At 47.0% G+C, this 26,885-nt stretch carries 23 protein-coding genes; 5 read left to right on the top strand and 18 right to left on the bottom strand.

The window, feature by feature from the left end; all coding sequences use genetic code 11:
- The first annotated feature begins 8 nt into the window (after nucleotides 1-8).
- Both BFP72_RS10155 and BFP72_RS10150 read left to right on the top strand, forming a co-directional pair.
- A complete protein-coding gene (locus tag BFP72_RS10155) occupies nucleotides 9-1,172 on the top strand; it encodes a glycoside hydrolase family 88 protein (protein WP_221406504.1) in 1,164 nt (387 codons plus the stop codon).
- Complete coding sequence (locus BFP72_RS10150) at nucleotides 1,169-2,074, top strand: sialate O-acetylesterase (protein ID WP_099599030.1); 906 nt, start codon at nucleotides 1,169-1,171, stop codon at nucleotides 2,072-2,074. The genes BFP72_RS10155 and BFP72_RS10150 overlap by 4 nt, the downstream gene beginning before the upstream one ends.
- A 6-nt stretch (nucleotides 2,075-2,080) precedes the next feature.
- On the opposite strand, the gene BFP72_RS10145 is transcribed toward BFP72_RS10150, so the two are convergent.
- From BFP72_RS10145 to BFP72_RS10135, 3 genes are read right to left on the bottom strand one after another with little or no spacing between them, the layout of a single operon-like run.
- A complete protein-coding gene (locus BFP72_RS10145; protein WP_099599029.1) occupies nucleotides 2,081-3,265 on the bottom strand; it encodes a glycosyltransferase in 1,185 nt (394 codons plus the stop codon).
- Between the two features lie 6 nt (nucleotides 3,266-3,271).
- Complete coding sequence (locus BFP72_RS10140) at nucleotides 3,272-4,897, bottom strand: cyclic peptide export ABC transporter (RefSeq protein ID WP_099599028.1); 1,626 nt, start codon at nucleotides 4,895-4,897, stop codon at nucleotides 3,272-3,274.
- Nucleotides 4,894-5,715 (bottom strand): galactosyltransferase-related protein, encoded by an 822-nt coding sequence (locus BFP72_RS10135; RefSeq protein WP_099599027.1) that lies wholly within the window; start codon nucleotides 5,713-5,715, stop codon nucleotides 4,894-4,896. Before BFP72_RS10135 ends, BFP72_RS10140 begins: the two co-directional genes overlap by 4 nt.
- Before the next feature lie 80 nt (nucleotides 5,716-5,795).
- Between BFP72_RS10135 and BFP72_RS10130 the strand changes: the two genes are divergently transcribed.
- Both BFP72_RS10130 and BFP72_RS10125 read left to right on the top strand, forming a co-directional pair.
- Entirely contained in the window at nucleotides 5,796-6,785 is a 990-nt protein-coding gene (locus tag BFP72_RS10130) for a glycosyltransferase family protein (protein WP_099599026.1), read from the top strand.
- 54 nt (nucleotides 6,786-6,839) lie between these two features.
- Complete coding sequence (locus BFP72_RS10125) at nucleotides 6,840-8,066, top strand: glycosyltransferase family 1 protein (RefSeq protein ID WP_099599025.1); 1,227 nt, start codon at nucleotides 6,840-6,842, stop codon at nucleotides 8,064-8,066.
- Between the two features lie 10 nt (nucleotides 8,067-8,076).
- Here BFP72_RS10125 and BFP72_RS10120 read toward each other — a convergent pair whose 3' ends face one another.
- From BFP72_RS10120 to BFP72_RS10110, 3 genes are all read right to left on the bottom strand, one after another.
- Nucleotides 8,077-9,984 (bottom strand): ABC-F family ATP-binding cassette domain-containing protein, encoded by a 1,908-nt coding sequence (locus tag BFP72_RS10120; RefSeq protein ID WP_099599024.1) that lies wholly within the window; start codon nucleotides 9,982-9,984, stop codon nucleotides 8,077-8,079.
- Nucleotides 9,985-10,114: 130 nt separating this feature from the next.
- Nucleotides 10,115-10,456 (bottom strand): T9SS type A sorting domain-containing protein, encoded by a 342-nt coding sequence (locus BFP72_RS10115; protein WP_099599023.1) that lies wholly within the window; start codon nucleotides 10,454-10,456, stop codon nucleotides 10,115-10,117.
- Between the two features lie 332 nt (nucleotides 10,457-10,788).
- Nucleotides 10,789-11,130 (bottom strand): T9SS type A sorting domain-containing protein, encoded by a 342-nt coding sequence (locus BFP72_RS10110; RefSeq protein WP_099599022.1) that lies wholly within the window; start codon nucleotides 11,128-11,130, stop codon nucleotides 10,789-10,791.
- Between the two features lie 265 nt (nucleotides 11,131-11,395).
- Here BFP72_RS10110 and BFP72_RS10105 point away from each other — a divergent pair, with 265 nt between their 5' ends.
- Nucleotides 11,396-12,490: a family 20 glycosylhydrolase gene (locus BFP72_RS10105; protein WP_221406503.1), complete on the top strand. Its 1,095-nt coding sequence runs from the start codon at nucleotides 11,396-11,398 to the stop codon at nucleotides 12,488-12,490.
- Here BFP72_RS10105 and BFP72_RS10100 read toward each other — a convergent pair.
- The 12 genes from BFP72_RS10100 to BFP72_RS10045 all read right to left on the bottom strand — a co-directional run bounded on the left by BFP72_RS10100 (nucleotide 12,477) and on the right by BFP72_RS10045 (nucleotide 26,754).
- Nucleotides 12,477-13,844, bottom strand: coding sequence for a BatD family protein (locus BFP72_RS10100; protein ID WP_158233369.1), 1,368 nt, complete (start codon nucleotides 13,842-13,844; stop codon nucleotides 12,477-12,479). The two genes, BFP72_RS10105 and BFP72_RS10100, sit on opposite strands and share 14 nt — an antisense overlap.
- Nucleotides 13,828-15,543, bottom strand: a complete 1,716-nt coding sequence (locus BFP72_RS10095) for a VWA domain-containing protein (RefSeq protein ID WP_099599020.1) — start codon at nucleotides 15,541-15,543, stop codon at nucleotides 13,828-13,830. Before BFP72_RS10095 ends, BFP72_RS10100 begins: the two co-directional genes overlap by 17 nt.
- Complete coding sequence (locus BFP72_RS10090) at nucleotides 15,536-16,543, bottom strand: VWA domain-containing protein (protein WP_099599019.1); 1,008 nt, start codon at nucleotides 16,541-16,543, stop codon at nucleotides 15,536-15,538. Before BFP72_RS10090 ends, BFP72_RS10095 begins: the two co-directional genes overlap by 8 nt.
- Nucleotides 16,533-17,027 (bottom strand): DUF4381 domain-containing protein, encoded by a 495-nt coding sequence (locus BFP72_RS10085; RefSeq protein WP_099599018.1) that lies wholly within the window; start codon nucleotides 17,025-17,027, stop codon nucleotides 16,533-16,535. The genes BFP72_RS10090 and BFP72_RS10085 overlap by 11 nt, the downstream gene beginning before the upstream one ends.
- On the bottom strand, nucleotides 17,024-17,968 hold the full coding sequence (locus BFP72_RS10080; RefSeq protein WP_099599017.1) for a DUF58 domain-containing protein: 945 nt from the start codon (nucleotides 17,966-17,968) through the stop codon (nucleotides 17,024-17,026). Before BFP72_RS10080 ends, BFP72_RS10085 begins: the two co-directional genes overlap by 4 nt.
- 81 nt (nucleotides 17,969-18,049) lie before the next feature.
- On the bottom strand, nucleotides 18,050-19,015 hold the full coding sequence (locus tag BFP72_RS10075; protein ID WP_185123725.1) for a MoxR family ATPase: 966 nt from the start codon (nucleotides 19,013-19,015) through the stop codon (nucleotides 18,050-18,052).
- Between the two features lie 149 nt (nucleotides 19,016-19,164).
- The gene (locus BFP72_RS10070) at nucleotides 19,165-20,679 is read right to left on the bottom strand and encodes an arylsulfatase (RefSeq protein WP_099599015.1); all 1,515 of its coding nucleotides are present in this window, start codon (nucleotides 20,677-20,679) and stop codon (nucleotides 19,165-19,167) included.
- 31 nt (nucleotides 20,680-20,710) lie between these two features.
- The gene (locus BFP72_RS10065; protein WP_099599014.1) at nucleotides 20,711-22,267 is read right to left on the bottom strand and encodes an arylsulfatase; all 1,557 of its coding nucleotides are present in this window, start codon (nucleotides 22,265-22,267) and stop codon (nucleotides 20,711-20,713) included.
- Between the two features lie 42 nt (nucleotides 22,268-22,309).
- Nucleotides 22,310-23,398, bottom strand: coding sequence for a formylglycine-generating enzyme family protein (locus BFP72_RS10060; RefSeq protein ID WP_099599013.1), 1,089 nt, complete (start codon nucleotides 23,396-23,398; stop codon nucleotides 22,310-22,312).
- A gap of 213 nt (nucleotides 23,399-23,611) precedes the next feature.
- A complete protein-coding gene (locus BFP72_RS10055) occupies nucleotides 23,612-24,172 on the bottom strand; it encodes a peroxiredoxin-like family protein (RefSeq protein ID WP_099599012.1) in 561 nt (186 codons plus the stop codon).
- A 164-nt stretch (nucleotides 24,173-24,336) separates the two neighbouring features.
- Nucleotides 24,337-25,977 carry a VWA domain-containing protein gene (locus BFP72_RS10050; protein ID WP_158233368.1) on the bottom strand — a complete coding sequence of 547 codons (1,641 nt, stop codon included), beginning with the start codon at nucleotides 25,975-25,977 and terminating at the stop codon, nucleotides 24,337-24,339.
- A gap of 171 nt (nucleotides 25,978-26,148) precedes the next feature.
- A complete protein-coding gene (locus tag BFP72_RS10045; RefSeq protein ID WP_099599010.1) occupies nucleotides 26,149-26,754 on the bottom strand; it encodes a thioredoxin family protein in 606 nt (201 codons plus the stop codon).
- Between the last annotated feature and the right edge of the window lie 131 nt (nucleotides 26,755-26,885).

The following is a 26,885-nucleotide window of genomic DNA, read 5'->3' as shown; positions in this document are numbered from 1 at the left end:
GAATAGATATGAAAAGACTAATGATGGCCTTGGCTTTTGCGAGTTTGATGGCTTGTGAAACCAAACCTAAGCAAGAAGAATCGAGTGCCAAATCGGAAGGGTTGACTCCTGTAGAGCTGGCTACAGTACATTACAAGAACATGATGAAGGTATTGGATGATGGAGAGTTTCCTCGCTCGTTTGAGGATGGAGACTTCACTACGAGTAGTTCGGAGTGGTGGTGTAGTGGGTTTTATCCAGGGACACTGCTGTATCTCTATGAGAGCAATGGAGATACAATCTTGCTCAACGAAGCGGATCGAATGTTGGCTTTGCTAGAGAAAGAACAATTCAATACAGGGACACATGATTTGGGCTTCATGATGTTTTGCAGTTTTGGCAATGCCAATCGGTTGGACCCCACACCAGCGTACAAAGAAATTCTTGTACACAGTGCACAGTCATTGGCAAGTCGTTTTTCACCAGAGGTAGGGTGTATCCGTTCTTGGGATTCGGGATCGGATGATTATATCGTGATTATTGACAACATGATGAACCTCGAATTGTTGTTTTGGGCTACCCAAGAAACGGGTGATAGTACATACTACGATATCGCTGTGACACACGCCAATACCACGATGAACAATCACTTCAGGGCGGACAACAGCAGCTACCATGTGTTGAACTATGCGCCAGATGGAAGTGGAGTACAAGAGAAGAAAACAGCCCAAGGGCTCAGCGATGAGTCTGCATGGGCGAGAGGTCAGGCTTGGGGGCTGTATGGGTTTACAGTCATGTTTCGATCCACAGGAGACTCGGTATACTTGGCGCAGGCCAATAAGATTGCTCAATTTGTAATGAATCACCCCAATCTGCCTGAAGATAAGGTGCCGGTTTGGGATTTTGACGCTGCACCAGATGCTCCCCGTGATGCCTCAGCAGCAGCTATCCTGGCCTCAGGTCTGTTGGAGTTAGACAGCTATGTGCCGGATCAGGGCTATTCGGAGTTGGCCAATGCAATGCTGACCAGTTTGTCAACGAACTACTTGGCGGATTTGGGTACTAATGGCAATTTCTTGATCGAGCATTGTGTGGGACACTTACCTGCCAATAGTGAAGTCGATGTGCCGTTGACTTATGCAGATTATTATTACATCGAAGGATTGATGAGAGCTGAAAAAGGAAGAAGATGAAAAAATGGAGTGTAATGATGGGGATGCTTTGTATGGCAGTTTTCGCGCAAGCGCAAAAGAAGAGCAATGAAGTCGAACTGTATTTTCTCGGAGGACAGTCCAACATGGAAGGGTACGGTTACGTCAAAGACTTACCTGACTCACTGAACAAGGCGCAGGATGGGATTTATATCTTTCATGGCCATACGGTCGCAGACGATGAAGTAGGTGGAGGAGTAGGTAGCTGGCAGGTGTTGCAGCCAGGACATGGTACGGGATTCGCTGCAGACATGAAAAAGAACAAGTACTCGGACCGTTTTGGGTTGGAACTCAGCTTTGCGATGACCATGCAAGAAGCCAAGCCAGGCAAGCGGATTGCACTGATAAAGTACTCACGTGGGGGGACATCCATCGATACGCTCGCCAATGAATGGGGGTGTTGGGACCCAGATTATCACGGTAAGAAAGGAATCAACCAGTACGATCATTTCTTAGCGACGATGCGTCATGCGATGGCTGATCATGACATAGATGGAGATGGTGTCGAGGACATACTGATCCCTAAAGGAATCCTCTGGATGCAGGGAGAGAGTGACGGCAAGGTAGAGTCTGCTTCACTCAAGTACTATGACAATCTCAAGCGACTGATGGGTCTGATCCGTGCGACGATGTGGGCGGATGATATGCCAGTAGTCATCGGCAAGATCTCAGATTCGGGAAATGAGGGCTACAATGGCAAGGTTTGGAAGTACGGGGAGTTGGTCCAGTACGGACAAGAGAAGTTTGTCCGCGAGGATGATCATGCAGCGATCGTCCGAGAGACGAAACGCTACAAATACTCCGATCCGTGGCATTATCAAAGTGCCAACTATATACAGTTGGGCAATGCATTTGCTGCCGAAATGTTGAAGTTGGAGGAGTAGTTTAGTCTAGTGCTTGGCGTTTTGTATGGCTTCCTCATAGATGTGGACTTGCTTGTCAAAGCAGTTTTTCCAACTGAGGTTTTCGGCGTAGGCACGTGCTTTGGTTTTGAGTGCTGCTTGGTTGGGTAGGCTAGCGTATTGGACAATGGCTGTAGTGAGGACTTCTGGAGTCAAAGACTCTAGGATCAGCCCTGCTTCGGAGCGTTGGATGTGCTCCATGGCTGCTCCATCGTTGGCTGCTATGAGTGGCAAGCCAGAGCTCAAGGATTCGACCAGTGACAAACCAAATGTCTCCCATGCACTCAGCGCAAACCCCAAGTCAGCACTTGCGAAATATTTGGCCATGGTCTCCTTTTCTTTGATGAAACCAATGAAATGTACGTGCTCGTATTGTTGAGCAGCCTTCTCTACGGCAGGTTGATATGGGCCAGTACCCGCGAGTACGAGTACTGGATCGAGAGCGAGTTGTTGGCACACGAGTGGATAAGCCTCCAAGAGCAAGTTGAGACCCTTTTCGTTGCTGAATCGATGTGGAAAAAAGAGAAAAAGTCGGTTAGGCTCCCCTTGTTTCATGTCGTCGATGAGTGATTGGTCTTTTTTGTCAGGATGGAATAGTACCTCATTGACTCCCAAGGGTACGAAATGAACGTTTTGGATGTTATTGCGCTCCATGCGCTGGATGATGACCTCACTGGAGGCGAGGACGCCCGCCATTTTGTTGTAGTGCTTGCGTGCAAAAGACCAAGCGATGTTTTCACCTCTTTGTTCGAGGTTGAGTGGCCAGCCTGACAGGAACCGTTTGACGTAGGTCACTGGGAAGTCTGCGTGCCAAAAGCCAAAGACTTTGGCTTTGAGTTTTTCCTCCTCCACTATTTTGTTGACCATGGATGGCATGAAATAGGGCGAGCCTACTTCGATCACCTCTGGATCGATGCGTTTGAGTATGGGAGCGAGGACACTGCGTCTGCGGAGGTAGCGGTACTCCCAGTTGCCCATGACTTTGGGTACGTGTAGATGCTCGATGTACGCATTTTCACCGATTTGTTCGGTGTAGGTTTTGTCGTCGTGCATGACGAAAACATACTTGACGTCTGTACGGTGCTTGAAGTACTCCATCTTTTCTAGATGGTAGCGTCGGACGCCACCTCCTGAGGGACTCCAAAAATTGTTGCAATCGACGAGCGTAAACATAGCGTTTTAGTGTTTTACTTCGATCAGTTGACCATCCATCATTTTGACGACACGATCTGCGTGCTCAAAGTACTTCTCATCGTGCGATATCGCTATGATAGTTTTGCCTTTGGCTTTGAGCTGTGGCAATATGCGTACGTAGAAGATCTCCTTGAAATAAGGGTCTTGGTTGGCAGCCCATTCGTCAAAAATGTAGACGTCTTTGTCTTCGAGGATGGCAACCATCATCGCTAGACGCTTGCGCTGACCGTAGGATAGTTGCGTCGTAGAGATGTGTCCATCTGTGATTTTGACTTTGTGGTCTATTTCCAATTCTTTGAGCAGGTTGTTGGCTTCTCTGTCCACGATACTCGGATCGATGTGCATCAAGTCATCGAATAGGTAGTAGTCTGTGAATACCCCCGCAAAGTGTTTGCGGTAGTTGTCGAGTTGTTCTTCCGTGATGTCTTGCCCTTTGAGTTTAATGTCACCTTGAGTAGGTACATATAGTCCTGTCAGCATTTTGATGAAGGTCGTTTTACCAGAGCCATTGCCACCAATGACGTAGATGATTTCTTGTTTTTTGACGTCCAGATTGATAGGCCCGATAGAAAATTTTTCATCTTCAGACTGGGAGTCATAAGAGAAGAATACGTTTTGGAAGGAAAACAAAGGATCTGTCGCTGGGTTCCATTTGGAATAGTCCAGTTCTTTGGTTTCAAAATCAGGTTCTTCGACGAGGCTCACTCCGATATCATCGATTTTTTTCAAGGAAACTTGTGTCCTTTTGATGTGTTTCAAGAAACCACTGACTGTAGCCAAAGGAGCCACGGTAAAGAGAAGGACGAGCAAAAAATCACCAAATTCGTCTTTGTCCATCCATGGGATACTTGCCATGTTGATGATGAAGATACCGATACCCATGAGGAGGATCATCTCTACGATGCGAGAAGATACTGCGTAGAGGACTTCCTCTTTGACACGGTATTTGTTTTCTTCTTCGCAGTTGGGGCCGATATTGGTTTGGATGAAATTGACTCTGTGTTGTTTGTTGAGTTTGAGCTCTTTCATCCCGTAGACGACTCCTTCGAAGTTCTTGTGGATCTTGTCCCACACGTCTCTGGCTGCCTCACTGTATTTTTTGAGATAGGGTAAGGCTAGGTAGTTGACAATGAACGAGATACCAAAGAGTGCCATGCTGCCAAGGGTCATTTTCCACGAGAGGATGAACATGTAAACAATACATCCGATGGCGGTAGCCAGCCCTGTGACGACAGGAGGTAGTCGGTTCATGCTCGCAGAGACAAAGTTGATGTCAGCGGTCAGTACGGGTAGGATTTTATCCAAATTTTTCTCTGTCTTTTGAAAAGACGCATTGAGTATTTTGCTGGACAACTCTGTTCTCAATTTGAAAATCATCGATTGCGTGAGCACAGAGATGAAGTAAGAGGACAGTACCCCTGTGATACCAAATAAAATGACGGCCCCCATGAATTTGTAGGAGAAAAGAGGGTCGGATTCTATGCCCTGTCCGGCAAATTGATGAACCAGTTGGATCACATAGGTAGAGCATACTCCAGAAATGACGCTGACGATGAGCGCAAAAAAGAAGATGGAGGGAGAGGTTCTTTTCAGGAGAGCTAGAAACTTCATGGATTGACCTTTGGTTTATCGGTTTTGACTAATTCACCCTGAGTGTTCAGTTGGTAAAAATTGTTGACAAGGTATTTGCCTTGATTGGCGTGCAATTGTTTCGCCTTGATGTTTTTATTCGATACGGCCTTGTTGGCATCTCGCATTTTCTCATACGACATGTTGACGGGCTCGTACTTGTCGTTCGGGATGGTCTTGTTGTAGTCTGGGTCTTTTCGTTTGACTTGTTTGGCCCCTAGTGCCATGGCTCTCTTCATGAAGTCATCGTCTTGGTATCCCATTTCATGGAAGCTCTCGTTGTAGCCCCCGAGCTGGTGGTAGACATCACGTGTGACAGAGATACGGCCATGCGAACCGTCTCGTTTGATTTTCGAAAACTGCCAAAGCACGATGTTTTGAGCGTGGGATTCAAAGTTGTCAAGCACGAATTGTCCTCCGTTTTTTCCCGTATAATTGTCACAGTCTAGACTGACAAGGATGGCTCCTTGTCCCATGTTGTGGCAGGCATTTTTGGCGGCAGACATGTGGAACTTAGGCATGTCTGGGCTGTGAAAATATTTGAGGTAACCGTCCTCAAGATAGCTCTTGAAGTTGTCAAAAATCCAGTTTTTGATCGTTTCGTCATCGTTGAAATCTGTCAAGATGAACTCAATCTGATCTCTTAAATCCAAGTTGTCTTTGAGGTTGACTTCTAGGGTTTTACTGAGTTGTTCGAACCTGTTTTTGTGACTGATGCAGAACGAAACTTTTCTTTTGATCTCTGGGTCCTTGAGAAGCGGAGATTTGTCTAGGGCTTTTTTCTTTTTGAAAAAAAACATATAATTCTTTTAATGCTTGAGACTTGGGAGAAGCCTAACTTTGAGCAGCAAAACTAATTGAAATCGTCAAAGTAGAGCGTATGAGGATCGCATATTTTATTCATGGGAGAGGGAGAGGACATTCGTCTCGGGCGCTGACTTTGTTGCCAGCCTTGCTCGGTCATGGATGGAAATGCCAAGTGTTTGCCGGAGATATGGCTTATGAAGTTTTATGTGATCGCCCAGCAGTCAAGCCCATTCGTTCGATCCTACCAGGGAGTTCTCCGTTGTTGTTTGTACGTCGAATTGCCCAAGATGTCAAGCGCTTACGCACGTACGAGCCAGACGTGGTGATCTCAGATGGAGATGCTCCCTGTACGTATGCAGCCAAGCTACTCGGGGTGAAAGTGATATCGATAGGTCACGCGTTGATTTTTCCGTATTGTGACCATCCGATTGCACTACCCAAAGAGGGGTTGAGGAAAGAACGTTTCAAAGTCAAGGTAGCCACGGGGTTGGCGGATTTCAAAGTAGCAGTACATTTTACGCCCATTCGGCCGCTGTCTGAAGATACAAGGGTCGCTCGTCCCGATATAGATGTGGCTGCTGACCAACTGTCTCGTGATGGCTATGTGGTGTCGTATTTTCGAGATGGCAATGGTACCGAAATCATCTCTGCCTTGTTGCGTCTTGGAGTAGTCGTTATCAATTTTGGTAAGCCAATCTCGCTAGAGGGAGTAGATAATCAGCCCTCTGATGCAGAGAAGTTTAGGGAGAAACTCAAACATGCTTCGGGAGTGGTGGGGTCTGCCGGTTCTAATCTAATATTTGAAGCCATTGCGATGCAAAAGCCACTACTGATACAGTATATAGCGGGAGATTTTGAGCAAGCAGCCAACGTCAGTTATGTAGAGTATGAAGATTTAGGGGTAGGGGTGGTCGCTGGACAACTGGACACTTCCAAAATAGAAGCTTATGCGAAAGGGTTAAAAAAGAAAAAAAAAGGTACAGACGTATTAGGGGTAGTTCCGGCTTTGAGTGACGTAGTAGTAGAGTTGGTACAAACTGTACTCCACTCTCAGGGTGAATAAAAACTGGTTCGGTGTTTGTACACCCTTTTGAATTGAACTATCGTATAAGGTCAGATGCAGAATAGAAAGAAGAAAGTAGTACTCTTTGCAGACGTGTTGGAAGAAGATTTTGACGGTGTGAGTATTACCCTCAACAAGATCATTGCAAGTTTCCCTAAAGATCGTTTTGATCTCATGATTGTGACGCCTCATCCTCCCAAGGATATGAGTGCCATCGATTTCCCAATATTGCTTTGTCCTTACTTCAAGATTCCCTTTCAAGTAGGCTATAGAATGGGGTTGCCGGGTAAAATGGAAGGATTGAAAGAGTCATTGGATGCATTTGCTCCAGATGTGGTTCACTTTACTTCTCCTTCTTTGCTCGGCAGGTATGCAATCAAGTATGCCAAAGGCAAACACATACCAGTGATGACGATTTATCATACACACTATCCTACTTATCTCAAGTATTACATGACTTTCGTAGGAGTGAATACCATCGGTCGAGTGATCAATAAAGTGTTGGCTTGGTTCTACAAGAACGCAGATTTGACTTTGGTGCCGACAGGCCCTGTGCGCAAAGATTTGCTCAAATTGGGGATCGATAATGATAAGATGACGATTTGGGGTAGAGCCATCAATGCCAGTCGTTTCCATCCTAAGTTTAAAAACGAAAATTTATTTGAAGGCAAAATCCCTAATGATCACAAGACAGTCCTTTTTGTCAGTCGATTGATCAAAGAAAAGAACGTATCGGTATTGGCCGAGATGTATCAGCTTTTCAAAAGAAAGAATAAGAAGATCACGATGGTCATCACTGGAGAGGGACCAGAGCGCAAGTGGTTGGAAGAGAAAATGCCTGACGCGCTGTTTACAGGGAAGAAAACTGGAAAGGAACTTTCTCAGATATATGCTTCGTGTGATTTGTTTTTCTTCCCTTCGGCATCCGAAACTTTTGGCAATGTAGTACTCGAGGCGATGGCATCAGGTACGCCTGTGGTCGCAGCGGATGCCTGTGGTCCATCTGATATTGTCAAAGACGGAGTGACTGGTTTTTTGTGTGAGCCAGGCAAATTGACGAGTTTCTACAAAAAAATATTGACTATACTCAACGACGATGACTTGCGTACACGTATGGCTAAAAATGCCTACGACTATGCGAACGTCAAGACCATTGATAACCTGCACGCCGAACTGTGGCAGCACTATGATCGTGTGATTCAGGGGTACAGCCTCAGAGAAGACAATCACAAAGAAGAGCCTGTACGTGAAGTAGCGCTGAGTTATTGCAAAGATTCATAAGGTAGAAGAACTAGTTTTCTAGTTCTTCTACCTCCATGACCAATTCTTCCCATCTATTGTTTTTGCTTTCAAGGTCTTCTTGTAGCTTTTTGTAAGATTGATCGAGCTTGCTGAGCTTGTCGAGATCATTGAAGTGTTCTGGGTTAGCAAGGTCTGCTTCCAGTTCAATCTTTTTTTCTTCCAGTTTTTCGATGTTTGATTCGACAGTTTGGAGCTCTTTCTTGAGCTTGGACAACTGATTTTGATCGACGCTCTTTGTCTTTTTCTTTTTTTCTTTGGGAGTCTCTACTTTCTTAGGAGTGGGTTTGTGGGACTGTTGTTTTTGATTTTTGCTAGACCACCACATGTATTCGTCGTAGGTGCCTGGATACTCCTTGATCTGTTGGTCTTCGAGCCACCAAATTTTGTTGGCGACCTGACTGACGAAGTAGCGGTCGTGAGAGACTAGGATGAAGGATCCTTCGTATTGCTGGAGGGCCTGTATCAGGATGTTGACTGATTGGATATCAAGGTGATTGGTAGGCTCATCGAGTAGGAGGAAATTGGCTTCCGAAATCAATGTTTTGGCTAGTGCTACTCGAGACTTCTCTCCTCCTGAGAGTACTTTTATCTTTTTGAATACATCTTCGTCCGAAAACAAGAAACAACCCAAGACTCCTCGGAGTTCTTGTTCGGTCTTGCCTGATCCAAATTGCTTGAGTTCCTCGAGGATTTCGTTTTCAATGTTGAGAGATTCGAGTTGATGCTGTGCAAAGAAGGCAGGGTTGACGTTGAATCCCATCTTGGCTTCTCCTTCGACAGGATCATCACCATCGATGATGCGTAGCAGTGTGGATTTTCCTTTGCCATTGGCACCTATCAGTGCGATTTTGTCACCTCGCTCGATGTTGGCACTGGCGTTTTTGAGAATGTCAATGCCTGGATAGGATTTAGACACCTTGTTGATGGTGACGACATGCCTACCGGATTGCTTGCCGAAATTGAAGGCAAAATTGATGGCGACATTGTCTTCTATGATATCTTCGACTTTGTCCATGCGCTCCAGGGCTTTGACACGTGACTGTACTTGACGAGCCTTGCTTGCTTTGGAACGGAAGCGTTCGACAAAGCGTTCTGTTTGTTTGATGGCCTGCTGTTGGTTGAGAAATGCATTTTTTTGTAATTCATTGCGCATTTCTTTTTCCTCGAGGTAATTGGTGTAATTGCCAGGGTAAGCGGTCAGCTTTTGCTGGCTGACTTCTACGATGGTGTTGATGGTGTTGTTGAGGAACTCCCGGTCGTGAGAGACGACGATGACGGCTCCTTCGTAACTTTTCAGGTAGTTTTCTATCCATTGGATAGAGGGTAGATCAAGGTGGTTGGTTGGCTCATCAAGCATGAGGAGCGAAGGAGATTCTAGCAGGAGTTTGGCTAGAATCACACGCATTCTCCATCCTCCAGAAAATTCTTTGAGGGGTCGCTGGAGATCTTCGGTTTTGAAACCTATTCCTTCGAGTACTTCTTCTGCTTGGCTTTGCAAGGTGTACCCTCCTTTGGCCTCATATTCTTCTTGCAATCGGGCCAGTCGCTCTACGAGTTTGTCCTCGTAGTTGGTTTCCATTTGGTGTATTGTCTTGTCTATGTCATGTTGGATGTCGATCACATCCTGAAATGCCTCCATCACCACTGAGAGGATGGAATCTTCCGACTGGAAAGAAAGCATGTCTTGGTTCAGGAAACCAATGGTGCAGTCCTTGGATTTACTGATGTCACCACCGTCTTTCTTGAGCTGATTGGTGATGAGTTTCAATAAGGTGGACTTTCCTGTACCGTTGAGTCCAATCAACCCAATTTTGTCCTTGGGCTTGATGTGAAGTGATGCTTCGTGAAATAAGGCACGACTGCCCAAATAATATGATAAGTTATTGATTGAAATCATTCTGCAAATATGAAAAACCTACCTAATCTTTTCGTGTGTTTTGCGTTTCATTTTGAAATCCTTGAAGATTGGGCATAAAAAAAGCCTGACGAAACGCCAGGCTTATAAAAGTTATACCTTTGGTAATTCCTTATTTTATCTCTACAGTCTTGGTGACGCTGTATACGTCGTTGGATACTGTGTAGGAGTATTTGCCTGCTGGATAGTGAGACAAATCAAATGCCTTCGCATATTTTGCGCTATCTACATCTTTGTCCGAGTAGATCAATGTTCCGTATGCATCGTATATTTTTACTTTGACCAATTCTCCTTCGAGTTTGTCAAATGTCACAGCCACTTTAGACTCTGCCATAGCTGAAATCTGAACGTTGAGCTCAGGGCTTACAACTTTGTCTGCAGTCTTTGCAGCGAATGCTGAGCTAGACAATGCAACGAATAGGGACAGGGCGATTGTTTTAAGTGTCGTTTTCATGTGTGTAATGTTTTCGTGTTTTTGAATTTGATTACAATGCAATGATAGGGGAGTATGGGGAGGTACTAAAGCTGAAATCGGTGAGCTTCATATTTTTCTAGGTGAAGTGACAGATTTTTTATATCACCTGTTTTGCTCCCTATATTCCCTTCCTTCGTATATAAGGGGTTTGTTGACAAATTGGGGTTTAGATCCTATTAGATGATCTTAATCATGATTTTGGTAAGGGTAAACGAGTCCGTTGATGACCCAGTGTTGGTTTGCGAAAAGTCTGGATACAAAAAAGCCTGATGCGGAAGGCATCAGGCTTTGCGTTGATTTCTAAATTAGAATTACTTCAATTCTACAGTCTTAGTGACGCTGTATACACCGTTGGATACAGAGTAAGAGTACTTACCTGCTGGGTAAGCTGATAAGTTAAAGCTTTTGGCATATTTGGTATTGGCTACATCTTTGTCCGAGTAGATCAATGAACCGTATGCATCGTAAATTTTCACTTTGACGACTTCTCCTTCGAGCTTGCTGAATTTAACAGCTACTCTAGAATCAGCCATGGCTTGAATCTGTACTTTTAGCTCTGGGCTAAGTGCTTTTTCAGACTTCTCTCCTGCATATGCGAGGGATGACATTGCTACGAATAGCGTCAGGGCGATTGTTTTTACTGTTTGTTTCATAGTCGTAATTTTATCGTGTTTTGAAATTGATTACGATGCAATGATAGGCGAGGAACTCATGTTGCTAAAGCTGAAATCGGTGAGCTTCACTTTTTTTCTGGTGAAATGAAGGAATTTACATTTAGAGATAATTCTTAAAAGTGTGATTGGGAAGAGACAGGCTGGTTTTTTAGACGTGAGGTATCTTGTTCTGCATTGAGCGATTGGACGGGGGCGTTTGGCGATTAGTTTACCAAGAGGAAATTATTTGCTCTACATTTATGCCATGAGAAAATGTATTCTTTTTTTGATGCTAGGAGTGAGTGCGGCAGTGGCTCAAGGTTCAACTTCATGGAACCCTACCCACGCTTTTGCTATCGCTGCGCCAAGTGCAGCACGGGTAGATGATTTTGTCAAGTTCATGGAAGAGGAGCTAGGACCCAACGGAATCAATACATTGATTTTGCGTGTGGATTTCAATTACCGCTATCGCTCTTATCCGCAATTGAGAGATAAGAATGCACTGTCTAAGCAGCAAGTGAAGCAGCTAGTCGAGGCGGCTCGTCGGCAACAGATCGAGTTGATTCCGCAGATCAATTTATTGGGACATCAGTCTTGGGCGGGGACTACTCATGCTTTGTTGCGTGAATTTCCAGCATTTGATGAGACTCCTCATGTTGTGATGCCTGAGGAGTATGTTTGGCCCAATGAGGATAGTTTGTATTGCAAGAGCTACTGTTCGCTGCACCCCAAAGTCCATGAAGTCGTGTTTGCATTGGTCGATGAAATCATGGAGGTGTTTGAGGCAAGAGCATTTCATGCGGGGATGGACGAGGTGTTTTATATTGGAGATGCGCATTGTCCCCGTTGTGGTGGACAGGACAAAGCAAAGTTGTTTGCAGATGAAGTCCGTCGCATTCGAAACCACTTGTCGAGTAGAGATCAGACACTCTGGATATGGGGAGACCGCCTACTGGACGGTAGGACGACCGGTATGGGGATGTGGGAGGCTAGCGAGAATGGGACAGCTGCTGCCATCGATCATATCCCTCAAGATGTTGTCGTTTGCGATTGGCACTACAATGAGGCGATTGCTTCTCCGGCTTATTTCGCGATCAAAGGTTTTGATGTGGTGTCATGTTTTTGGAACAAACGTGACGTAGCGATAGCTCACATGCAGATGATGGAGGAGTTGCGATCCAATAGCAATGAGACCATGCGTTCACGTTTTAGAGGTACAATGCAAACGGTGTGGAGTCCTGCAGGGCGGTTTTTGGATGCGTACTATGGGGACAGTATGGATGAGTCCGCATTGGCTCAGGTCGCTAGTTTTCGAGCGATGGTGAGTTACCTAAGAGGCGCAGTGATTACTGCGGATTGATCCAAGACGATTTGCTGGGCGTAGGGTGTCGGTGCAGGAGGTATTTTGCTCTTGCTTTTTTCCATTCTTGGGTTTGCATATATAACCCGTGTAGATCCCCGGTAGTGTCAAAGGTCTCCTGAAGTTTGTCGGTTCCAAATTGCCCTACAAAGTACTCCAATGTAGGTTGGCCCAATTTCAACTCATCGATCCAACGGTACAAAGCTTGTTTGGCATGTTCTGCATGGTCATGATGTGTCGCTTTTTTGAATAGGTCAAAGTAATAGGCTTCTGAAGCACGGTAGGCTTTTTTGCGTTGACGGATCGTATGGATTATGCGGCGTATGGTTTTTGCCAATAGGTACAGAACCAGTATCCCCAGCACTGTGGCGAGGGCCAGTTGTTCTGGACTCAGTCCCATAAAGCTCCAAGGTTGTTCTTCCTCTTGCTGGGCAATGACTTCTTGCTCCTGCACCAGTAGGCTGTCACGTACACTCTTGAGAATACCCAAATCTGGGTTGGCAGCTACATCGATAGTGATGGCTTTTAGGGTTTTTTTGTAGAGACGCTTTCGGTAGGGGTGGAAGTACGTGAATACCATCTCTGGGAGAGTGACTTGGCCTTCCTCTTCGAAGAGGTAACGCATGCCGTCTGTTCTCGATGAACTGATAGAGGTCTTCCCTTTGTTGTTTTTGGTCAGGCTGCGGTCGGGATACATGCTTATATGACCGATACTGTCCCATGCGGTGGGAGGGATGAGTTCACCCACGGTACCATATACGGTACGTGATATTCTCCGCTCCAGTACGTCACCAACTTTTACTTGTTTTAGGTTGCCAGTCCAGTAGTCAGAGACATACATGCCGTTGGCCACTAGCCAGTCATTTTTGTCAAAGCCTGGGGGGACGGGCTTGATTTTGATGGTTCGTTCTTGAGTTTTGAGATGGTGCTTTACTCCGATGTAATCTCCGTCCTTTGGTGTTTCTACTTCGAGGGTTAAACTAGGGAATACAATGTCGCGCTCACTGTGAGGAAACACATGGTAGATCAGCTGTATGCCCGGATATGTCGTGCCACCTTCACTCAAGGAGACACTCACGGGTCTAAAGTATACGGTGTATGCTCCTTTTACTTGGATGTTTCCTGGGTCCAACCCACTAGTAAACCATGTCGATGTGTAGACGGTGATGCTGACCTCTATGGGTTCTCCTATGTAGGCAGAAGTACGATTGAGTTTTACTTGGCTCCAAAGTTTTTGGGCCAGGCCATCCTGCGGGGTTAGACATGCGATCAGTAGGGCTAGGAGTATGCCCAGCTGTAGGACGATCCTGCTTGCAGCGGTTTTGTTTCGCATCAGTTTACCACTTCGTCTCATTCGCCTTGGGTTTGATGTTTTGCTTCTTGATCTGGTACTCAAATTTTTTCCTGAGAAACTCACTCGGGTCATCATCGACTTTTTGCATGATGATTTTGGTACCATCTGGTTTTTGGATATCAATATCCATGTCTTTGGGGACTTGATCCAATTCTTTGCCTTTGTGGATATTGCTGGCGACCTCTTCTTCGAGACGTTTTTTTTCCATGTCTTTTTTGGTGGCTTCTTGTCCACCACCACTGAGGTCCTCCATGCTTTTGTTGCGTTCCATTTTGGCGATGGGCTTGTTGTCCTCTTCGGTAGCTGTACCTACACTCATCCCGTCCGTTCCGACTAGACGGCTTAGGGTTCGCTGATTGCGGAGTGCAGGTTGTAGGGTGGAGTCGATCTCTACGGCTTTGTTGAAGGCCATCCATGCAGCGACGGTGTCTCCGTTTTGGAAGTAGGCCAAGCCTAGGTTGTAAGCGGCTTGTGCTGTGGTGTCTTCATTGAAGGCTTTGATCGCTTGGTCATAATCTCCAGCTTTGTAGTAGGCGACCCCTTTGTGCATGAAGTCCGTGTAGCGGTCACCGGCATCTTCATACTCACCTGCATTGCTGAGTCGCTGTGCTTGGTAGTTAGGAGTGAACCATAGGTCGTCGAAGCTATTGACTTGACTGCATGATAATAGTAAAACAGGCAGGGTGTAGATGACCCAGCCCTTTCTAAACCAAAACAAGGCAAGAAGAGCCATAGGGAAAATGAAGAGCAAACCAGCGTCTCGCCAGTCGTCCTTTTTTTCTTTGGGTTGCTCGGTGAATTTGAGGTGTGCTTTGATTTTGTTGCTGATGACTTCTACATCGCTATCGTCTAGTGTCAGCGCATGTACTGTCACCCCGTCGAGAGAGCCTAGCTTGTTGAGTGCAGACTGATTGATTGAGGTATATACGGGGTGCCCGTTGGCATCTTTCATCGTGCCTCTGCCCCATGGTATAGGTATGGTGCTGCCAGAGGGTGTATTCATGGGGAGGATTTCTATTTTGTTGTTTTTGTCTTGTACAAAATCCTTGAGCATCGAGAACTGCTCATCGCTAAAGTCATCGGACAAGAGCACTACCGTACCGGGGGCATCAGTGACGGACAGTATGGTGTCAGCCAAGGTCAGTGCAGCTTGCAAGTCTGAGCCCGGATAGGGCATGACGCTAGGTTTTAGTGACTTGACATGGCTTTTGATGATTTCATAATCCCAAGACAAAGGGACAATCGTGTGTGCTGTGCCTGCAAACCCAATGAGAGCTGCTCGTGCTTGAGGGTTTTTGTTGAGTAAATCTTCGATTTTAAATTTGGCTCGTTCTAGGCGGGTGGGTTGGAGGTCTTGGGCCATCATACTCTGCGACAGGTCCAAAATCAGCACCATAGGAGTCTCTAAGATCCTTCCCGGCAATTTGATTTTCTTCCATGTCGGTCCAGCGAGGGCCAATACACCGAGACAGAGCATCAGTAGCAAGGCCAAGTTCATCCAGGCTTTGGTTCGTTGATTACCCTTTTGGATCACATAGGGACGTAGGTGTGGGGCGATGATAGATTTCCACTTGATTTCTTGTGCAAAGCTCACCAAACCGATGAGCAAGATCACAGCGATAGGAATCAGCAACCAGAGAAAAACGGGTCTGATGAAGTGGAACAACTCCCAGTCGATAGGAAATAACCCTTTAAGCATAAGCCTCCTTTCTGTCCCGTAGGACTTTGTACACACTGATCAATACGGATAGCAAGGTCGATAATATCAAGATGCCTAGAGCAGCACCTAGTGGATAAGGATAAAGCATCGTGATGGGTTTGTTTTCTGCTTCTTCAAACTCCATGGGCTGTAGTTTGTCTAGTTCTACATAGATCTCCTTCAATCGATCTTCGTCTTTTGCTAGGAAGTATTCACCGCCAGTCATGTCTGATATTTGCTGCAGTGTTTTTTCATCCAGATCCGATCCGCTCTGTCCTGGAGTACCGATTCCAAGCGAGTAGATCAATACAGAGTCCTTCTTGGCTGCAGCTGCCGCATCGAGAGGGAGGATGTCGTCCCCCGCATCGATCCCGTCAGTGAGCAGGAGCATGACTTTGGTTTTGATGGTGTCATTATCAAACATCTCCAGACCTTTGTTGATGGCCTTGCCGATGTGGGTCATTTGTCCAGCCATGCCTACATCTGCTTCGTCGAGCATCTGTTTTACGGTTGAAAGGTCAGGAGTGAAGGGGGCTTGAATGTAAGCATTCGTTCCAAAAAAGATGAGTCCCATGCGGTCGCCCTTTCGTTTTTCGATGAACCCACTCATGACGTCTTTGACTGCATCCCATCGACGTGCTTTCTTTCCATCGATGCGCCAGTCTGTTTTGGCCATGCTAAACGAGATGTCTGCTACTATGAGGAAACTGCGTGAGGTTTTGATTTTCATCTCAGGTTTGCCTACCAACTGCGGGTTGGCCATGGCGGCTACCAGTAGACACCAGCTCATCATCAAGATCAACCAGCTAAAAAAACCTCTGCGTTTGACGAAGGCTGATTTTTTTGGTTTTTGTCCTGTGTATTCGACGGCCTTGTGGTAGGTAGGCAAGAGCAGGGCTGCACTTCGCATGTGGAGGGAGGGCAGCAGCCAATATACCAGTAGTGGGACTGGAAGCAAAGCGAGTGCCCACGGAAATGCGATATGAAAATTATCTGGCATGGTTGCGGATCCATTTTTGTGCGTTGGACATGATTTTTTGTTGTAGCACTGTATCGACCGGTTGATCGGTGTATAGGGCTTTTTGGATGCTTTCTTCGTAGGTGACGAATTGAACTCCTTTGGCGGATTTTTCTAAAAACTGTAGCCAAGAGCGGCCACTTGCTGGACCTACCGCTTCTCTACCGAATACGGAGATAGCTACTCGTTTGAGGATGATCATGGTTTGTGAGAGCGGTGCGTTTTTCAGGGTCGATAGCTCGGCGAGTGCTTCGCGACGGTAGCGGTTCTTTACGTATTTTCGGATTTGAAGAATAATCAGGATACACGTAGCACATCCTAAGATGCAGGCCAAAATGAGCCATCCAATAGTCTCGAAAGTAAAGGCAATCGGAGCGGGTTCGTACAGCTGCTGTAGTACGACTTGTGTAGTGTCTTGCGTTTGCTGTACCGTGTCTTGGATGGTATGTACGGGTACTGATTTCATTTTTTCCTTCCGGCAAATACGTCCTTCAATTGTTCATCGAGCGAGTCCACGGTATTGATTGTAAATACAGGCACGTGGTGTTTCTTCATTTGGGTCTGAAAACTTTGGTAGTCTTCGTCAAACCCTGTGACAAAGTGCTGGTTGAGTGCTTTGTGTTTGCCATCTACAGTTACTTGTGTGTCACGGTTTCCCGCCACAAATTTGATATGGGGTATATCCCGTTCCATAGGGTCCATTACTTTGGCGAGGATCACATCGTTGTGTTGTGCGATTTGGGAGATAAACCGGGTCACCTCTGGGGAGTATTTTTTGAAATCACTGATGATGACTACTAGAAAATCGTGGGTGACGATATTTCGGACTTTGTGCATGGTGTCGCGCAGAGAGTCATCGAGCGTTCCCTCTGTGTGGTTCTTCAACTCATGGTTCTTTTCTACGATCTTGTCAAGAAAGCGCAAAATATTGCGCCGGTCTCTTTTGGGCTGGATGATGTCTACACCATCATCGCCGATCACTACTCCACCGACGCGATCTCCTTGCTTGAGTATTCGAAAAGCTGCCACAGCAGCTAGTTCGGCTGCTACGACTGATTTTGTTCTTTTTTGTGAACCAAAAAACATAGACTTAGATTGGTCTACGACTATGAGGGCGGGCTTTTCTTTCTCTTCGCTGAACACCCGGGTGTGAGTGACTTTGGTACGAGCGGTGACTTTCCAATCGATATTTCGGATGTCATCTCCCATCACATAGTTTCTGACTTCTTCGAAATCTAGTCCACGTCCACGTAGTTTGGACGAGTGTTTGCCTCCTAAGATGCTTTTTACTTTCTGTTTGTTTGCCAAAAGACTCATGATCTGAGCAAAACGCTCCATTTCCAGTAGTTCACGCAAGGAGGTGAAAACGTCTTTGGGGAGTTCGATATGTTGTTTTTGGCTTTTCATGGTTTTTGGCTTTGTCTCCTCACCGAGGTTGAGGCCGTTGAGGGGCTCACAGGACGAGTAGCAGGAGGTAGGAGGATGGTTTTATCCCACTACAGCGACTTGTTTTAGAATCTCGTCTAGTACTTGGTCTGCTGTGATGCCGTCTGCATTAGCTTCGTAGCTGAGTATGAGGCGGTGGCGAAGACAATCATGCACTACCGCTCGGACATCGTCTGGAGTCACGGCAGCATGGCCATGCATCCATGCATGAGTACGTGCGGCACGGTCCATGGCGATCGTGCCCCTTGGGCTGGCGCCAAAGTCTATCCAGGATTTGAGCGTATCGTTGTATTTGTCTGGGTAGCGTGTGGCAGAGATTAGGTCCACGATGTATTTTTCCATATTCTCAGAGATACTTACCTCTGCTATTTCTTTTCGAGCAGCAAATACGACATCAGGGGATATCCTTTCTTGTTTTTCCGTTTTGGATTGGTTCTGTTCGCTTCGGTTGAGACGCAGGATTTTAAGTTCGGAAGCATCGTCTGGGTAGCTGATGATTACATGCATCAAAAAGCGATCCATCTGAGCTTCAGGTAAGGGGTAGGTGCCTTCTTGCTCGACGGGGTTCTGAGTGGCCATGACCATGAAGAGAGGGTCCATCTGGTAGGTTTTGCCTGCCACAGACACTTGGCGTTCTTCCATGGCTTCCAATAGTGCTGATTGTACTTTGGCAGGAGATCGGTTGATTTCATCTGCTAGGATGAGGTTGCTGAAAATCGGTCCTTGCTGGAAAAGGAACTTCTCTTCGGATTCGGGTTGGTAGATCTCCGTACCGGTGATGTCCGAAGGCAGTAGATCTGGGGTGAACTGTATCCGGCTCAGCCCACAATCCAATTCTTTGGATAGCGTTTTGATGGCTCGCGTTTTGGCCAATCCAGGCAGTCCCTCGAGCAGCATGTTGCCATCTGCCAAAAGTACGAGAATGATGCGCTCTATGAGTGGGTCTTGGCCAATGATGGAGGCCGACATGCGCTGCTTAAGTTCTTGTATGGTTTCTAATGTTGTCATATCAGTTTAGATGTATTGCTAGCCACGAGATGCTGCTTCAAAAGATACTATGAAGTCGTATCGGTCAATATCGATGTGACACTAATATATAAAAAATGCCTCAGCATCTCAATCAAGAGATCGGGCTGAGGCATTTTGACTAGGTCATTTTATTGTGCGGATGGGTGAGAGGTGAGGCTCTGTACCACCTTGTCAATAGAGAGAGACGACCCTTGTACTGCAGGGTACTCTTTGAAAGTAGACAAGAACTGTCCGGCAATTTGCTGTGCAGGAACAAACAACCACATGTTTTCTCCATACCATCTGACATACATACGTGAATCAGGAGATACTTCGTATGGATCAGCTCTCAAATTGACGATGAGAGGCCAGCTTGGTGATTTACGGTAGGCTTCCGTGATGTCACCTTCCATTATGGTAAAGTGGAGTTTCCAATCACCGTAGCGAATTGCGTTCATGTTGCCACCAGCATCAAAGTAGAAAATCTCTTTTCTTGGTGCTTCGGCTACTTTGCCTTCGAAGAATGGCATCAAGTTGTATCCATCCAAATGGCTTTTGAAGGTCTTGCCATTCGCTTTATACCCTTTCAATAATTTTTCTTTTATTTTGGGTTCACCCGCTGCAGCTACCAAGGTAGGCATCATGTCCTCGTGAGAGAAGATGTCGTTGTAGATGGTGCCTGGCTTGATGACACCTGGCCAACGGATCGCACAGGGTACACGGAATCCACCTTCCCAAGTTGTTCCTTTTTCACCTCTAAACGGAGTACTACCACCGTCAGGCCAAGTCACTTTCTCTGCGCCATTGTCTGTGGCATACATGACGATTGTGTTTTCGTCAAGATCGAGCTCGTCGAGCAAGTCGAGGAGTCTACCTACAGAGAGGTCGTGCTCTGCCATGGCATCAGGATAGAGCCCAATACCAGTCACTCCTTCGCTTTCAGGCTTGAGGTGTGTCCATACGTGCGTACGTGTACTGTTGAACCAGCAGAAGAATGGTTTGTCATCTTCTTTGGCCTTTTTGATGAATTTGATGGCTGCTGCTTCGAATTCATCATCCACAGTTTCCATTCTTTTCTTTGTCAATGGTCCCGTATCTTGGATTTTGCCATCGGCAGAACTCTTGATTACCCCACGTGGGCCATATTTCTTTCTGAATTCTGGATCTTTTGGATAGTAGTATCCTTCTGGTTCTTCCTCGGCGTTGAGGTGGTACAGGTTGCCATAGAATTCGTCAAACCCGTGGTTGGTTGGCAAGTGTTCGTCTTGATCACCCAAGTGGTTTTTTCCAAATTGGCCAGATACATAACCTTGTGGCTTGAGCAATTCAGCAATTGTCGGCTGATCTGCTTGGATACCTTGCTTCGAACCAGGCATACCGATTGTCAATAGCCCAGTACGGAAAGGGTGTTGGCCTAAGATAAAGGCAGCACGTCCTGCAGTACAGGATTGCTGTGCGTACCAATCGGTAAACATGGCACCTTCCTTGGCAATACGGTCAATGTTTGGTGTTTTGTAGCCCATCATACCGTTGTTGTTGAAGCCTACATTGCCCCAACCGATATCATCCCCCCATATCACGAGGATGTTTGGTTTTTTCTTTTGAGCGAACGCCAAGGCGGGCAGCAAAAGAAACATCCATACCATTTTTAATTTGTGTTTCATACGTTTTGAATTTAAATAGGTGTTTACAGTATTATTTTCCTTCTCCTAAGTTCATAAATGAAGCCATGACTTCATCCAGGTTGAAAGAAGCGGGTTTTTGTCTTGGTGGATAATCCTGGAATGTTGAAATCATTTGTCCTGCATAGGCTTGTGATGAACCACCGAGCCATTGGATGTTGGCCTCCAACCATTCGTAATATGAATTGGAATTGTGTTGGGCTCGTTCGAAGGGGTCCATGCGCAGGTCAAAAACCAAAGGAATACGCAGCTGTACAAAGGGGTACATCCATACGCCAAATTTAGAAGATTGTTGTTCCATGAATACAAGCTTCCAACGGTCATACCTCATGGCTACCAACTGTCCGTCATCGTTCCAGTAGTAAAACTCTCTTCTGGGAAAGTTGGTCGCGCCATATTCGTCTTTGGTGATTTCTTTTTCGCCCGTGAGGTAGGGCAAGATGTTGTAGCCATCGAGGTGTACCTTGTACGTCTTGCCATTGGCTTTGTGGCCTTTGAGTAGTTTCTCCTTGATTTTTGGTTCTCCTACAGCAGCCATGAGGGTAGGTACCCAATCATTGCCTGCTACTATCTCATTGATGACTGTGCCTTCTGGGATTTTGCCTGGCCATTTGATGATGCAAGGGACTCTGTATCCGCCTTCCCAGTTGGTGTTTTTCTCTCCCCTAAACGGAGTGATGCCTCCGTCAGGCCACATGTTGAAGTGCGGGCCATTGTCAGTTGTATAGATGACGATGGTGTTTTCATCCAGTCCCATTTCTTCGAGCTTGTCCAAGAGCTGACCGATTTGATCGTCATGCTGCATCATGCCATCGGCATAGGTGTTGAGCCCTGATTTGTCTTCGTATTCGCTGGGTACATGCGTCACGTAGTGCATGCGCGTGGTGTTGAACCAGCAAAAGAAGGGTTTGTCGTCGTTGTTTTGTCTTTGGATAAAGTCAATGGCTGCATCCATAAACTCCTGATCAACCGTCTCCATGCGCTTTTTTGTCAAGGGTCCTGTGTCTTCTACTTTGCCGTCCGCGGTACTTTTGATGACCCCTCTAGGGCCAAATTTCTTTCTGAAGTCTGGGTTCTTCGGGTAATTCGGGTTTTCTGGTGTTTCTTCGGCATTGAGGTGGTATAGGTTTCCATAAAACTCATCAAAACCATGATTGGTAGGTAAGAATTCGTCGAGATCACCCAAGTGGTTTTTGCCAAACTGTCCTGTGGCATAGCCCATTGGCTTCAGCAATTCTGCCAAAGTAGGGTCTTCAGGTTGTATACCCAATGTAGACCCAGGGATGCCTACTTTGGTCATGCCTGTTCGTACGGGCATCTGACCCGTAATGAAGGCCGCACGTCCTGCCGTACAGGATTGTTCGGCATAGTAATCTGTAAAAATGGCTCCTTGTGCGGCGAGCTTGTCGATGTTGGGGGTTTGGTACCCCATCATGCCACGGTTGTTGTAGCTGAGGTTCCAATAGCCTATGTCATCTCCCATGATGACGAGGATGTTTGGCTTTTTCTTTTGTGCATAGACAAAGCTGGTCAGTAGGAGTACTGAAAGTAGTAGGTTGATTTTCTTCATGTCAATTGAACGGTATGGTACGGTAGCCTTAAATTAGAAATTTTATTTGTCTTTCACACAGCGAAACCCTAAATGTTCTTGCCCTGAGTCGTAGGCTGTCGCCATTCGGGCACTTGGTCGGTAGTTGCTGCAGTATTGTTCGCTGCACAAGAATGATCCGCCTTTGGTGACACGCTTGGGGACCAGTGGTTCTTGAGGGTCGTAACTTTTCGAAGGGCCTGAGGGGTTGATGCAGGCGGTGATGCCTGCCAATTTGTTTCGGTCATAGGTGTCTACCCTGTACCAGTCGCTGGTCCACTCCCAGACATTGCCGATCATGTCGTAGAGCCCGTAGCTGTTGGGCGCATAGCTTTTGACAGGGGCTGAGCCTTCAAATCCATCCAGTTTGGAGTTGCCATCTGGGAAGGTGCCTTGAAAGTAGTTGGCCAAATACTTGCCGTTGGGTGTGAGTTGGCTGCCCCAGGCATAGGGCTGGTCTTTTTCGCCACTCTGAGCGGCGATTTCCCATTCTGCTTCGGTAGGGAGTCTCTTGCCGGCCCATTGGGCGTATGCCTGTGCATCTGCAAAGGCGATATGTACCACGGGATGATCATCCTTGCCCTCGATGGTCGAGCCTGGACCATGGGGGTGCTTCCAGTCTGCTCCATGCTCCCATGCCCACCATTGGCTGATGTCATAGAGGTTGGAGGCAGCGGTAGGCTCGAAGATCAGCGAGCCGGGTGCCAATAAAGAGTCATCGGGTTTGGGAGTGCCAGGGGGCAATTGTTTCTTGATTTCTTCCCAATCTACCGGACGCTCTGCGATGGTGATGTATCCTGTTTCTTCTACGAATTTTCTGAATTGGGCATTGGTGACTTCTGCTTCGTCCATGTAGAACCCATCGACTTGCACTTCGTGTACGGGGCCTTCGGACTGTTTGGCTTGCTCACTTTCGTTTCCAATCTGGTAGATGCCTCCTGGGATCCATACCATGCCGTCGATGGACTCCTGACTGTCCGTAAGTAGGGAGGTGGAGGGGGTGTCTTGGGTAGCGGTTTGACCTGAGCTTTTGTCAGATTGACATTGATAAAAGACACTAGAGAGGAGAAGGAGCAATCCGTAATGGAGAGTGCGTGACAGATGTTTGTTCATACTACAGGTTCCTGATTCATAGAAAATAGATGGACTCATCTGAGTCCATCACTTGCACGAAACTAAATATTACTACCAATAGTATGTAAGCCTATGGGCTGTTTTATTTCATTTTTTGTAGTGTATGTACAAATGTGCCACTGCGAGGCTATTTCGAAGCGGTTGGGCGGTTGACAAGTAGAAACCCTCGCATGGGGTAGGGCTGTCAGCGGTTTAGCTGTTGGCGAATTCGGCTATTGTTTCGAGTTTCATGCGGTCGGTCAAGTTTTTGGCGTAGTGTACTTTTTTGACCATGCCTTTTTCGTCTAGGAGGAATTCGGCAGGGATCGTTTTGATGGATTCTTTGCCTTCCATCATGTGGACAGGTAGTCCTTTCATTTTGGCTTGTATGACTGTCTGAAAAAATGTAGTCGCGTGACTGATGGCAGACTTCATGCCGGATGATTCTATGCCGTACTTTGTGTACCAGACCTTCTCTGGGTCAGCGATGAGTGGGATGGGGTTGACGTCTATGTGGAACGCATGGCTTTTGAGCACCTTGGCTTCCGATTCGAAAAAGAATATCATTTCTAGGCCTAGGGCTTTGAATTCAGCGTGCCTTTTTTGCAAGCGATGTACACGGATGTTGCAAAAGGGGCAACCAGCATGTCTGAAAAACGCCACGAGCACTTTCTTGCCACGGTAGTCTTTGAGGTTGACCCTGCGGTCAAAAATATCGATGAGGTCAAAATTGGGGGAGGGCGTGTTGATGGTTAGTGTAAGGCTTTCGGACATGAAGATTGTGATTGTTATGGTTGATATACGAGGCTGAAGTTAGCGGTGGATTTGCAAATAGCCATGTTTTTTTCAACCCATCACTTGCGACGAGTTGGTGACGGTAGGGATTGTGCGATGTCTGAGGTAGCTCGTGTGTTTTCAGTCTCTAGGGGTTTTGTGGATTACTCGTGCATGTGGACGGCTGTCAGTTCTTTGATCATCGCTTGTAGGCTGTTGTTTCGTCGCACTGCGACATAGTTGCCTTTGCCTTCTTTGGCGAGGTGTTCTAGATCTTTGGTGTTGGGTATACGGCTGCCAAATCCAAATACCGTCAATGCTATGCCTTCCTTTGTTCCCGATTTGATGAGCCGGTGGGTCTCCTTGGAGATGTCAAAATCACCGTCAGTCGCCAGTATTATGCGGTTGTTGCCTTGGGGGATGTATTCGGAGTGGGCCAACTGATAGGCCAGTTGGATGCCTTTTTGGGCGTTTGTCTTCCCTTTGGAGCTGAGAGAATTGAGAGTGGCGATAGCGTCTTGGTCCGTGAAGGGTACATTGGTGAGCACCGCATGGGCATCGTCCGAATACACCACCACGGACAAACGGTCATACTCCCTCATGGCCGTGGAGAGCTGCTGAACGGACTCCTTGATCAAGGGGAGCTTGGTCGGGTGATTCATGCTGCCAGACACATCCAGGAGGAGTACCATGTGGTTGTAGGCATAGCCTTCCATGGAGATGAGGGTGTTGGTGGGATGGGGTGGTGTGGGAGCTTTGGATTCCGGGTAGCTCACGCGATAGAGACCTTGTTCTTTGGTCGTCTGGAGCAAGTAGGACGGGCTCTCGGTCATGTCTGCTTGCGCACTGAGTCGAGCAAACTGGTTGTAGTGTTCTACGGCTTGGTTGAACTCCACCACGATGTTTTCATAGGCGGGGGGAGCATAGGCAGTGACCCGTCTAGCGCCGTGGTATGCGTCTATCATCCTGTGGAGCTGGCGGATGACTTGATCGTACCTGGCTGGGGCACTGTTGCCGTTGGTGGGGCCGAGATCACGGATGTTGCCGAGGTTGCCGTCTCGGTTTTGAGCCAGAGTGCGGAGCATATGGTTTAGTTGAGTCGTATCGAGGGGGTGTGATTCAGTGTACACGCCTGCTCGGGTTTGGATGAGGTAGCCCCTCGCTGTATCGAGTGCGGATTTTAGTCCTTGTGCGCTGTTGATCCATGCAGTGTTTGATTCGCCGATTGGGGAGTGTTGGCTATGGATTTGTATGGCCATGTCTTCCATTTTCGTCGAAAGACGACCATACTCCTGTCCCATATGATCGAGTTGAGCGAGTAGCTCATAGACACGGTGACGTAATATGGTGTCGGATAGGCTAGGCTGGCTGCTGGTGATGTCGTGTAGAGTGATGCAGACTTTGTTTTGCCCGAGCTGTAGCTCCCAGAGCGAATCAAAGAGGGTGGAGAATGTATCCCTGTAGTCTTGTGGAATGTCTGTTTGCGTACTTTTGGCCCTTTGGTATTGGGCAGTAGGGAGTGCGACTGCTTTCGCAGAAAAGGAACTGAACTTGCTCACCTCGCTCATGGAGGCTACTTTCTCATCGAGTCGTTGGTTGTAGTAGAAGTAGGTCCGTTGTCTGCGGTAGGTCGACCGTACGCAGAGGTTGATGACATCTAGGTGCAGGTTGAGGGCTTGGGCAATCGCCACGGGCGAGTCATCGGGTAGATGGTCGCTGCTCTGTAGTGGGGAGGGCTGTGCAGTGACACATGTCAAGATCAGTATCAATGACGAAAGAAGGTGTTTCCAAAAGGGGTGGGGCATAGGTATCGGTTGATGCATGACGATGATGAAGGTAGAAGCTTGGACGTGAATCGTCCAAGCTTCTACCGCTAGGTCAAAGGTATCTATTTCCCCGGATGGGAAGAATAAAAAGGGCGAAAGAAGCCTGCATCGTGGTGGGGTCTGAGTCCTATGGTGAGAGCCCGTTTGGTGCTAGGTCAGTAGTGTGGCCAGTTCATTTTGAGTACTGAGTCCCTTGTCGGCATTGTACCACTTTTGTAGCTCTTTGGAGAGTTCTTCGTAGGCGGGGCGCTCTGCTTCGGGGAGGGCTTTGTAGTCCATGACTTTTTGCTGTGCCACGGCAGGTCTGGGACCCCATACGGCGAGTTCAGACCAGTTTTGGTCCAGTATCGCGAGGATAGGGATGGAGGTCGATCCGTTGGTTTTGTAGTATTCCATGAGTTCGGGATTGGAGTCTCTCAGTACGATGTGTAGGGAGATGTTGGGGTTTTGGTCTGCTATCCGAGCGATGACCGGCACTGTTTGTGAGGCATCTCCACACCACGATTCGCTGATCAGTACCCAGTGTTGGGGACTCTGAATCGCCGTGATTGCTTGAGTGATGTCGGAGTTCAATTCGACTTTTTTGTAGATGCGCTGCATGCGCGCCAAGCCCAGTACGGAGTAATCGTAGTAGGATTTTTTGTCTGGAAAACTAGTCGCTTTCTCCTCGGTGTGCAGTAGCTCGATGCGGGCGATGTATTGCTCGAAAGTATAGGCATCTGCTACTGCGGCTTGGATTGTTTCTTCTTTGGTCATGATATTGTTTTATAATCGCTGTTTTGCGGTTGCTCTTACCCAACGCATCTGATTGGGATTTGGTTCCGTGAAGGTAGGGATATTGTGGAAGGGGGGAGCTCCTCGTGGAATGGAGTGATTGCAGGGTGACG

The sequence above is a fragment of the Reichenbachiella sp. 5M10 genome, from assembly GCF_002742335.1.
Taxonomy (GTDB): Bacteria; Bacteroidota; Bacteroidia; order Cytophagales; family Cyclobacteriaceae; genus Reichenbachiella.
Note: the sequence above shows the minus strand (reverse complement) of the source record. Positions and strands in the feature narration are given on the sequence as shown.

Coding starts and splice junctions, on each gene's coding strand:
- BFP72_RS10155 (WP_221406504.1), top strand. CDS start 9: ATGAAAAGACTAATGATGGCCTTGGCTTTTGCGAGTTTGATGGCTTGT.
- BFP72_RS10150 (WP_099599030.1), top strand. CDS start 1,169: ATGAAAAAATGGAGTGTAATGATGGGGATGCTTTGTATGGCAGTTTTC.
- BFP72_RS10145 (WP_099599029.1), bottom strand. CDS start 3,265: ATGTTTACGCTCGTCGATTGCAACAATTTTTGGAGTCCCTCAGGAGGT.
- BFP72_RS10140 (WP_099599028.1), bottom strand. CDS start 4,897: ATGAAGTTTCTAGCTCTCCTGAAAAGAACCTCTCCCTCCATCTTCTTT.
- BFP72_RS10135 (WP_099599027.1), bottom strand. CDS start 5,715: ATGTTTTTTTTCAAAAAGAAAAAAGCCCTAGACAAATCTCCGCTTCTC.
- BFP72_RS10130 (WP_099599026.1), top strand. CDS start 5,796: ATGAGGATCGCATATTTTATTCATGGGAGAGGGAGAGGACATTCGTCT.
- BFP72_RS10125 (WP_099599025.1), top strand. CDS start 6,840: ATGCAGAATAGAAAGAAGAAAGTAGTACTCTTTGCAGACGTGTTGGAA.
- BFP72_RS10120 (WP_099599024.1), bottom strand. CDS start 9,984: ATGATTTCAATCAATAACTTATCATATTATTTGGGCAGTCGTGCCTTA.
- BFP72_RS10115 (WP_099599023.1), bottom strand. CDS start 10,456: ATGAAAACGACACTTAAAACAATCGCCCTGTCCCTATTCGTTGCATTG.
- BFP72_RS10110 (WP_099599022.1), bottom strand. CDS start 11,130: ATGAAACAAACAGTAAAAACAATCGCCCTGACGCTATTCGTAGCAATG.
- BFP72_RS10105 (WP_221406503.1), top strand. CDS start 11,396: ATGAGAAAATGTATTCTTTTTTTGATGCTAGGAGTGAGTGCGGCAGTG.
- BFP72_RS10100 (WP_158233369.1), bottom strand. CDS start 13,844: ATGAGACGAAGTGGTAAACTGATGCGAAACAAAACCGCTGCAAGCAGG.
- BFP72_RS10095 (WP_099599020.1), bottom strand. CDS start 15,543: ATGCTTAAAGGGTTATTTCCTATCGACTGGGAGTTGTTCCACTTCATC.
- BFP72_RS10090 (WP_099599019.1), bottom strand. CDS start 16,543: ATGCCAGATAATTTTCATATCGCATTTCCGTGGGCACTCGCTTTGCTT.
- BFP72_RS10085 (WP_099599018.1), bottom strand. CDS start 17,027: ATGAAATCAGTACCCGTACATACCATCCAAGACACGGTACAGCAAACG.
- BFP72_RS10080 (WP_099599017.1), bottom strand. CDS start 17,968: ATGAAAAGCCAAAAACAACATATCGAACTCCCCAAAGACGTTTTCACC.
- BFP72_RS10075 (WP_185123725.1), bottom strand. CDS start 19,015: ATGACAACATTAGAAACCATACAAGAACTTAAGCAGCGCATGTCGGCC.
- BFP72_RS10070 (WP_099599015.1), bottom strand. CDS start 20,679: ATGAAACACAAATTAAAAATGGTATGGATGTTTCTTTTGCTGCCCGCC.
- BFP72_RS10065 (WP_099599014.1), bottom strand. CDS start 22,267: ATGAAGAAAATCAACCTACTACTTTCAGTACTCCTACTGACCAGCTTT.
- BFP72_RS10060 (WP_099599013.1), bottom strand. CDS start 23,398: ATGAACAAACATCTGTCACGCACTCTCCATTACGGATTGCTCCTTCTC.
- BFP72_RS10055 (WP_099599012.1), bottom strand. CDS start 24,172: ATGTCCGAAAGCCTTACACTAACCATCAACACGCCCTCCCCCAATTTT.
- BFP72_RS10050 (WP_158233368.1), bottom strand. CDS start 25,977: ATGCCCCACCCCTTTTGGAAACACCTTCTTTCGTCATTGATACTGATC.
- BFP72_RS10045 (WP_099599010.1), bottom strand. CDS start 26,754: ATGACCAAAGAAGAAACAATCCAAGCCGCAGTAGCAGATGCCTATACT.